This is a genomic window from Vibrio amylolyticus (genome assembly GCF_023145695.1).
GTDB classification, from domain to species: Bacteria; Pseudomonadota; Gammaproteobacteria; order Enterobacterales; family Vibrionaceae; genus Vibrio; species Vibrio amylolyticus.
In genome coordinates this window covers 1-321 of record NZ_JAJHVV010000047.1, presented here as the reverse complement: position 1 = coordinate 321, position 321 = coordinate 1, and the positions used below count along the sequence as shown (strand labels likewise).

General features: G+C 44.2%; 1 tRNA gene. It reads left to right on the top strand.

What is annotated here, in order from left to right:
• Nucleotides 1-105 precede the first annotated feature (105 nt).
• Nucleotides 106-190 (top strand) — tRNA-Leu (locus KP803_RS21820).
• Nucleotides 191-321: the final 131 nt, after the last annotated feature.

The window sequence follows — 321 nt, the reverse complement described above, 5'->3', positions numbered from 1 at the left end:
CTGGTTCGAATCCAGGTAGCCCAGCCATATTGAAACTCTTGGTTTATACGAAGAGTACAACGTTATATTGACTCACCAGTCATCGATATAACTATAAAGTTTGCTGCGGTCGTGGCGGAATTGGTAGACGCACCAGATTTAGGTTCTGGCGCCGCAAGGTGTGAGAGTTCAAGTCTCTCCGACCGCACCATCATTCTTTCCCTTATTATTTTAATAAGGTAGTAAAGAGCAGAGTGATGTCTGTAAATCTCATTGAGGTTTAAAACATTTTGTTGGGCTATCGCCAAGCGGTAAGGCACTGGCTTTTGATGCCAGCATTCC